5 protein-coding genes are annotated in these 9,032 nt (G+C 51.0%); 1 reads left to right on the top strand and 4 read right to left on the bottom strand.

From position 1 onward, the window contains the following. Window positions 1-401: 401 nt before the first annotated feature. Window positions 402-4,433: an ATP-binding protein gene (locus tag AAAB35_RS23025; protein ID WP_340670603.1), complete on the bottom strand. Its 4,032-nt coding sequence runs from the start codon at window positions 4,431-4,433 to the stop codon at window positions 402-404. A gap of 120 nt (window positions 4,434-4,553) precedes the next feature. Next, a complete protein-coding gene (locus tag AAAB35_RS23020) occupies window positions 4,554-5,534 on the bottom strand; it encodes a trypsin-like peptidase domain-containing protein (RefSeq protein ID WP_340670602.1) in 981 nt (326 codons plus the stop codon). Window positions 5,535-7,258: 1,724 nt separating this feature from the next. On the opposite strand from AAAB35_RS23020, the gene AAAB35_RS23015 reads away from it, so the two are divergent. Then, a complete protein-coding gene (locus AAAB35_RS23015; RefSeq protein WP_340670601.1) occupies window positions 7,259-8,212 on the top strand; it encodes a hypothetical protein in 954 nt (317 codons plus the stop codon). Window positions 8,213-8,260: 48 nt separating this feature from the next. Here the strand turns inward: AAAB35_RS23015 and AAAB35_RS23010 are convergent, their stop codons facing one another. Together AAAB35_RS23010 and AAAB35_RS23005 are read right to left on the bottom strand one after the other, a co-directional pair. Beyond that, window positions 8,261-8,788: a hypothetical protein gene (locus AAAB35_RS23010; protein ID WP_340670600.1), complete on the bottom strand. Its 528-nt coding sequence runs from the start codon at window positions 8,786-8,788 to the stop codon at window positions 8,261-8,263. Between the two features lie 2 nt (window positions 8,789-8,790). After that, on the bottom strand, window positions 8,791-9,032 hold a 242-nt coding region (locus tag AAAB35_RS23005; protein WP_340670599.1), incomplete at its 5' end, for a hypothetical protein.

Genomic DNA, 9,032 nt, shown 5'->3' with positions numbered 1-9,032 from the left:
CCGTTCACACCATCAGTGTGAGGGACGACCGCCGTCTTACCAAGCAAACCGCGAGCGCAGCGCGCCGCTCAAAATCGCCGTAGTGAAGTGAGCAGTTGGCCTGGCAGCCCGTTACCCCATCTAGGTCCAGCAGTTGAAGAAAGCACGGTGTAGTAGGCAATGCGTTGGGGGCGCAGAGTTCGACTGAAGCAATGCCAACAAAGCCGGGCATCGGGGATCGGGTTGCGGTGCTGCCATGCGATTCTTTGAAAAGAATCATTCATATCGGGTCTCGATCGCTCGATCGCACGGGGCTCGGCACATCGCGATCGGATATATCCAGCCCGCAAATACGCGATTGAGGTAGTTGTCGAGATGCGCAAAGTGCAGTTCGTTCTAATTGCGACATCACCGGATTTTCGCTACGGATACCACTTCCGTATTTCTATCAAGGAGAGGACAATTTCATCTGACACCGCAACTTCACCTGTCTCCAGCGCGACGCGGCATGTTTCCTTGAGTACCGCCAGAAAATCATCGCGGTTCATTTTTCCCGCCTTCCGCATAATTACCTGAAGTAAACATTTTTTTTGATCAATACTGAAATGCTGTGATATTAAATTCAATGTATCGCCATACGATCTCCCATACCGAATAAATTCTTCCGATATCAACATAGCATATACATCATGTACTACTTTTTCTTTGTTTTCATCGCACAAGTAGGCAAGCATTTTGCACATTGTTTCCGCACGTATCGCCATTGATACAATTGATTCACAGGCCGCAATCGCGCGCTGGTGCTCCAGCTCATCCAGATAAGGAACAAGCTTCATGAGACTACTAGAGAATTCAAAATCAGTGTGTTCCTGCTTGAGCAATCGCATCGCTTCGGAAAGCGCGCTGAGGGCTACGCCCGCGATTTCTTCCCTTTCAATGTCACCTATATATGGCAATAGCCCGCTCAACACTTGGCACTGCACAAAGCTGTCGCCCATTTCTGCTATATCAGAGATAAATTTCTCAATAGCATCGGGCTCTAAGAGGCATGCGACTGTAGGGATGTGAAGTACGTTGCCGCGCTTCCAAAATACGTTAAGGATGGTCTGTCGTACCGGTTCCTTGCGCTCGACGGGCAAGGCGTGAAACAACGCCATGTATAGTTCGAGAAGACTGTCCAAATCCTCATTTTCGGACTCCTCGCTAAGGATGTCAGCAACTTGTAAGAGCATATGAGACGAAGAATAAGGAAGCAGCGGCGCAATGGTCTCCGCCAAATGAAAAATATAATTCTTAAACTTGATAACGATTTTAGGCGCATCGGATAGCTGTTGTTCCGAAAGAAAACCTGCAATACTCGTGCAAACATTTCGGACGACGGTGAAGTCGTCGTTTCTCAAAACACTTTCCCATACAGAGCCCAAAACGAGACCGCGCTCGGCGTCTGACAACTTCGAAATCAGCGAAGCCAATACCTGCAAGCGATCGCTCGGGTCTTCGAGACGGTTCGCGTGGGATAAGAGGGTGCCTATCTCGTCGAAAGGAAAGTAGTCCGACAGCGCAACTAGGCTCCCTCCTACTTCGGAGGCGGGTTGTTCTAAACAGCAAGCAAGGGCTTCATTTCGGGCGGCTTGGCCCCCGCCAGTCGGAAGAAACTCAGACACCGTGGCGAGAGCAATGGCATACCAGTAGTTATCTGAAATTTGTCTCAAGCTTCGCAATAGATCCAACATGCGATCAGCGGAAAAGCGTGACACCAGAGCGGCCATGCAGTTGGCTCTAGACTGCAAATCGACGATTTGAGCAACATGCTCGACGCAACGCTTTATGTCCTCGTCTGACGCGTGCAATGCAAGCGCGTTTAGAGCGCTCTCCAAGGAAGTGCCTTGGAGCTTCGGCAGAATGCCCATCAAGTGGGACACTGCTGACGACACCAGGACGTCGGGAAGTTGTGAAAGCACGCTGGAAATGACTTCCGCTTGAGTATCAAGCCGAGGGCTCTGAACAACGTTCGCCAGGAACGCGGAGTGCTTACTCCTAGGTAGGTGCGGGAATATGGCCTTGAGAGCTTCACCATATTCTGAACTATCTTTGCAGCTGGCTGCTAACCCGACGAGATTTCTTTTCCTTTTGGAGCCATTTAGCAATTTTGCATTGATCTTGATGAGGATGTCTTCGGTGTCGTTTGCCTGCGTAAATATTCCGGCCATCTCGTCGAACAACATATCAGCCGTCAAGGACTGCGAGATCGCGCTGAGCGCGCTCAATCTGTGATATAGACTCATCTCCTTCTCGATTTGTACCGCATCCATGACCAAATCGCGGGAGATATGCGGAGCTATGGCTTTGAGCGCCTCGACCTTCATCAAATCGTGGTTCACGAAGCTGGTCAGCGTTTTGGTCCGTTCAAGCGCTTGCTTGATGAGTTGGTGAGCGTGTCGGCTCGGCAGGAAAGGGGCTATTGCAGCCACACAATCAGCATATTGATTATCGTTCTGCTCGGTTTCGACAATCAACAACGCCTCATCCAACAACGATCGGGCTTTAGTTCCATCTACAAGGATGGAGAGGATTGCGAGCGAGGTAACCCGGGAGGAGGGCAAACTGTCCAATCTCGCGTACAGAACTGCTTCCTCGAGAAGTGAGCCAAGAATGTCGTCCGGGATTCGAGATGCCAGGGCAGCGATTACACGTGGAAATGCGGCTGGTCCCTGGAGGCGAGCATACTCGCATACTTTGCGCAAGGATATTATACCGGCTTTGGCCGCCTGAATGGTAATTTGAATTGGCAACTGCCGGCCCAAGCTTGTGATGGAACTAAGGCATAGCGCGCACCGAAAGACGTCAGATAGCTTGGGCTCCATTGCCGTATTGATGGGAGTTGGGACGATAATGTTCATCGCGACCGCGACATCCCGGGCGAATCCTAAATCTGCATCTTCCGTCTGTTCCCAAGCAAGTCTCCAGCCATCGCTGACCAGCTCCATAAGGCCTATATGGCCAGAGTTCTGTAGTTGGAAGTGGCCTGATAGATGCTTAAGTAAGTAGGTCGAAACGTCCCTGGGGCTTAAACTACGGTCATTCAAGCGAGATATTTCTCTTCGGCCGTATTCTATATAGGCCGATTTGATCCTTTCAATGATGGACCCGTCCTGGAAAAAGTCAGTCTGAAAGTATTCGGACAGTTTAGGATGAGAGAGGGAGTAGCCAGTCGTGCCGCTGCCGATAACAAAACGCGCTAACGGGATAAGCGTCTGTTTTGTGATCGCCGGAGCTTCTCCAAACACACTCTCTACGATCTCGGATAAATCCTTGTTGCCGATGGGTCCTAGGGCGCAAGAAAGTACGCCCATTATCGGGCCGATCAAGGCGTCCGTATTGGCGGAGTTTTGAAGCCATGCCGGACGCTGACGATCTAGCCAGGCAGCGAAGTATGAAGCAAACCCCGGCGAACTACTATCAAGATCGATTGTCCCTTTGTTCGTCTCCATGTCTTCAATCAAATATCCAAGCAAAAGCGGGTCGCCTTGACTTACTCTCTTTAGCTCTTTGGCAACGTCCGACGATTTCTCAGGTGTGGTGCTTGTCGTTGCGAGCACCCCCTCAATGTCGCTCAAGCTGAGCACATCAAGAACAATTGATTGTGCGGCACCTCTGCCCGCCCATCCAAGCCGATAGAGCCACTGTGCGCCGTCCTCTTCCCCGGCAAGCCACCGGGCGGAAACGACAACCTTGATGTTGCTCTCTTGTGACAGCGACAACAGAGCAGGATCAAATTCCCAACCGACTGCTTCGTCCAAACCATCGAGAACTAACAGTATTTTTCGATCGCCAGTTTCGAGTATTGCCAAATATTCGTAGCACTTTTCTTTATAATACTCGGCAGGATCGACCGATGCAACGAGCAAAGGTGTTCCAACTAATTTGCTAAGATTAACTGCTAATGATTCGTAGACTATTCTAGCCGAGTTTGTATCATAACGAATACTTATCGGGAGAAATATTTTACTCCATTCATCTGAGACTTGTTCCAACCAGTGGATGAGCAGTGCGGTCTTGCCCCGTCCAGCTTGGCCTGATAGCAACATTTTGGAAGGAGAAACGGGCTCTTCCAGCCAACTATTCAACATCGCCAATTGTTCCGAACGCCCGCCAAACGGCCTTCGGATTCGACTATCGCCCAGATAATCGGCGATAAGGCGAGCTATGCGCGCAGAATAGCCGGACGGGAACTCGGCAAGACCAAACTGCAAATCGAGTGGACGTTTGCCTTCATCGAGTTCTTTTAGATAGCTCGTCACGAGATCAGCGAGAATCGGTTGTTCGCTTACGATATTTTGTAGAAGGACCCGTGATTGCTTCGTCTCGGCAGCGTACCGGAGTATCCCAAACCACACCGTCAACGCCGCGCCTTGAAGATTAATCCATCCCGGTTCGATTTGGGCGTCGTCCATCACTCTTAACCAGTCGGTTAAGCTGGGGTAGATAGCAGCAAGACGAAGCCGTAATTCGAAATAAGCGCGTATGGTGGTGTTCCCTCTCCTTGGCGCATACCCGACGAATAAGAAATTGCCTTAGCTCAATGCCAACGCTTCAGTGATCTTGTCGATCACAATGCCTTCATTACGATAATAGGTCGTCTTTGAACTTGCATTTGGTTCGACAAGCCAGCCACCGCTATGATGGAGGGCGATGACGTTCCAATCGACATCAAATACAGGCGCACCAGAAGAGCCCGGAAGAGTATCAGTTAGATACTGAATCCGACTTTCTCCAGCGAAGACAATGACATTCGCAAAGAATGACATTTGCTTGTGTTGACCGCCTGGATGCTGGATAATGTTGACGTGCTCACCAATCATGGGTTTTTTCCCCGTTAGCGCTAGCGTTCCCCACTTGGTCACAGGGTTTCCGGCAATGCGCACAGCGGTCCAATCATCGGCGTCAGACGTTTTGAAAAAGTCCTCAGGTTGTAGCGTATACTCCTCCACCTGCGCGTCCAGACCGGCAACAGTCTTTTGATAGTTGTATTGGACTACTGACGTACGCGCAGTCTCCGCATCCGGAAGTACGTGATGGTTGGTGAGCAAAATGTTGTCACCGATGGTAAAGCCGGTGCCTGAACTGCCGTCGTGTCGTTTGACGCGGCCTACTGACCTCGCTCTTGTCAGACCCAGTTCAAGATAGTTGATCGAGACGAGCGTGCTTCTGGTTCCCATGAGTTTCTCGAGCTGGGGCAAGGAGTCAGCTCCATGCCAACTTGATGGCGCAGGGCCCTCTAATGTCGGCGGAGGCGCCTGATCCCGCGCGCGGAGCAGAGCTTCGTTCTCCGGATTTTCGTCGATGGCCAGAGCAACAATGCTATCAATTTTGTATTCGTGCTTGGCACGTTCCAGAATTGAGAACCAGTTGTTAATGGCCTTGTTAGAGAACTCAATTTGCGCTTCTGAAAGTCCAGCATCTTTGGCAAGCCTTCGACCATCGCCAATCATTGGATAGAGATTGGCCAGAATTGATCGCAGGTTTTTAGTTGCCTCTTTACCCCATGCCGTCATACGAAACTTCCGTTTTGGTCGAGATCAGCAGATGGAACGTTACGATGATAGATAAGGAGGCTTTGCAACGCAACGAAGACATAAGGAGCCTTCGTAAGCGACGTGCCGCTCTACTGTCGCCAAGTTACTCCTAGATTCGGGTTTCAATTTGTGAATCGTTGCGCCGAAGTATCAACGCCAAGGCATTGGGGAATTTTACAACCGGGTGCAAAATATCAGAGCGCCCCTATCAAAACAGGAGATGCGTTCGCACCTAGCCCACGGCGATCTAAGAGCTGGGCTAAGAGCTCGCGATATGCGTCATCGCGGCGCTTTTTCAACTCCTTGTAGAATTGCGATCGTTGCGCATCGCTCATATCCGCTGTTTGACTTCGCCGGTCCAATAGGTTCTGCATGAATTCCTGTCCCGACGTTCCATGCTGACATTTGTAGGATGGCTCGCCCATCTGCTGTTGCTTCCGGCTTTCTTTGACTTCCGCGTGCCACTTGCGAATTGAGTGTAGGCCAAAACGCCGACGAGGCCTTTCCCACCGCATGATGGAACGTGGATCATCCCGGATGAGGTCTAGCGTGAGCGAGTAAACACAGTCAGCTTTTGGATGCGTTCGTCGGTAAGCGACTATTCAGCGAAGCCCAACACCAGCGCGCACTGAGGACGGCAGTTCAGCTACCAAAAAACGGGCTAGCATCACGTATTCGCTGAGCAGCCGGTATCGGGATAACACCGCGGATCACCCTGATCGGGGATGCAGCATTAAGTCAGGACCCGTGGTCGTCGTCAATGATCCTGCTGTTCCGGTTTCGTTGCCCTGGCCGCTCCGGGCCCCGACATGGAATGCAGCACCCGCCCCCACTGGCCGGGAATGCGTGGGAACCCGAGATGAAGCGCCGCCCAATCCTTGTGCGGTTCGGGTGCCAAAACTTCATCCAAGGTGAGAACGCGACCCCACGAGATGTATTTCCGTAATGCGCCAAGACCAACCTTTTCGAGCAAGCCGGGTTGCGCCTCGACGAATGCATCGGGTTCGAGAACTGGATATAACCTCGCGCGATCTCAAGCCCGGTAACGTCTCTGGGAAACTCGGCTGCCCAAGCTTTTGGCGGCTTGCGAAACACAGGGATAATCGGATTGTATCTTCCGCCCCACATACAAGCGCTAATCCGCATGAATTTAATGACTGCCGCTATGTCCCCCGGACTTACCAGAAGGGCAATGCGCGCAGGACGGAGCCTGACTACGGCGGACAGCTCAGCCATCTTCGATCCTATAGACTTGGAAACCGAATGAGGCAGATTAACCGAGCGGCAAGCAAGGCCCTCGCTGTGTGGGTAGGCACTTTCCGGTGGATAATTGTGGCCGGAGAGGGATAAAGCGGTGCCAATCTAAACTATCGACACATTGACGATCGCTGTCCCATATGACCTCGATTTACGGATCAAAAAGTGAAAGCGCCCCATCCATCAGTCTGACTTATGGATGAAGTTCGCAGCCGGGTCCAAGTCTGCCTTCCATTAAAATGTCTGCATTGTGCCATGATTAGAAGTTAAGCGACAGGATGGCTGACATCCGCGCGTGAAGGACGGCTGCGTCGCGCTGCGCCTCCGCGTCTGTCTTTCAGACAACCTGAAAAATTGGTATCTTAGCTGGCGCCCAAGAAGCGATTGTGAGGCTGTTCAGTGAAGCCCTTTCTGCGATTGGGCACCGCGTGGGAGGCCAATCAAAAATGTTCGCAAAGGCAGACCGCCGTGTCGTGAGTTGGATCGCCATTGTATTTGCGACAGCGATCTTAGCTTGGCCTCCGATCCCGGTAGCAGCGCAGACGAAACAACAGATGGACATCATTGTCCGCCTAAGAAAACTTAGCCTTCCCAGCGGACGCTACATGGGAACGAGCACGAATGAATATTACGTACGTGAAATGTCGTGTTACATACTTGGAAAATTGCTGGGGCAATCAAAATCTAGCGCTCATCTTGATCCATCTTTGCTCGATGATGATGGTTCTGAGCAGCCCTCCTCACTATCTGAAAACTGGGCTTTTAACCTCGATCGACTTTCGAATGAGTCGGAAGACAGGTGGGTTAAGGAGTGGAATCTTGATTGCGCAGGGCAATACGGAATCCCACAACGCGCAGCAATCAAGGAAGCTTCCCTAGATGCTTTCTACGATATTAGGGAGGATGGTACCGTCATTTACATACTTGGCCACGTGACCGAAGGCTTTCATTCGCGTCTTTTGTCTGTCCTGGATGCGAACCCGGCAGTGGATACTGTAGCTCTTGGCAGCGGCGGTGGACTGGTTTGGGAAGCAATGGAAGCGGGCAAGGAAATAAGGAAGCGGGGACTGTCGACGAGGCTTTGGAATGATTGCTATTCTGCGTGCCCGCTCGTTTTCATTGCCGGAAAGACTCGAGAGATTTGGTCTCCTTACCCGAGACTTGGCTTCCATCAGATAAGCTTCCCGGGACTCGGCGTCACGGCATCGGACGAAATGTACAAAAAAGAAATATACAAAAAAATAGCCGAGTATGCCGAAGGTATGGGCGTCAATTCTGAAGCTTTGGTTAATTTTATGCTGCAAGCACAGCCTTCTGATTTTTACTATCCCGATCTAGAGACCGTGTGCGACGCTAAACTTGCAACGTGGGTGCAGAGGCAATTGCTCGCAAATTGTTAATAAGCACTACGGATTCGTTCGCAAACTAGCGCCACTATCCTTTTTGTTTCAGTTCGAATTGCCAGCTTTTCCAGAGATTTCGGCGGCCTCTGCAAAGGCCTTTATTTCACGTCCGATGTCCGTGAGACGATACTTGTCCGCCATTGCATTGTAGGCTGGGGCGTACAAGCGATATATCTCGAATGCTGTTGGGGAAATGAGCTCTGTAGTCAGATCATTATCGCATACATGGCTATCGATACATGCCTGTGCGTGCCGAAAAAAGAGCGCAGTGTCGTAGAGCGCGCTGGTAATGGCCCGACTGGAATCTGTTTCGATTATGTCGATGACTAATTTGTCTAGCACGTCCCGGGACGGATTTGTCTGCTGCAGCGCACGCAGGTCCTCCCTAAGCCAAGGCCGCAATAGTATCTGGCGATTGTTGGAGAACTGTTCAGCTTGCATGCCTTCGGCTAGATGAAGCGCGTTCTGCCTTCTTTCCCGCTGAGTATCTAGTACTTCTTTGGCAAAGAATAGTGGGACGCCGATCACGACCGCAATCGACGCAAGGCTATCTATAATCGTCGACGGCTTCAATTTCATCTCTTGCACAGATTAACTGGCAGGGTAACGAAAGCTTGAGATGAGAATATCTTCAGTTCGTTCGCCTGGTTAACAAGACACTTGATCTCCTCTTTCCTCAAAGGCAATACCGACGTAACACCAGTTCCATTTCCGGATTTTAGATTTGGCATGGTCGAATTTTCAGCCTTCCGCATAATATCGTCGACACTTGGAGAAACGTCGGGGCAGAAGTCCAAAAAAACTATGATCGGGTCGT

The organism is Phyllobacterium sp., from assembly GCF_037994425.1.
Classification (GTDB): domain Bacteria; phylum Pseudomonadota; class Alphaproteobacteria; order Rhizobiales; family Rhizobiaceae; genus Phyllobacterium.
The sequence above is the reverse complement of the archived record's forward strand: the minus strand, read 5'-3'. Positions and strand labels throughout refer to the sequence as shown.

Coding starts and splice junctions, on each gene's coding strand:
- AAAB35_RS23025 (WP_340670603.1), bottom strand. CDS start 4,433: ATGGACGACGCCCAAATCGAACCGGGATGGATTAATCTTCAAGGCGCG.
- AAAB35_RS23020 (WP_340670602.1), bottom strand. CDS start 5,534: ATGACGGCATGGGGTAAAGAGGCAACTAAAAACCTGCGATCAATTCTG.
- AAAB35_RS23015 (WP_340670601.1), top strand. CDS start 7,259: ATGTTCGCAAAGGCAGACCGCCGTGTCGTGAGTTGGATCGCCATTGTA.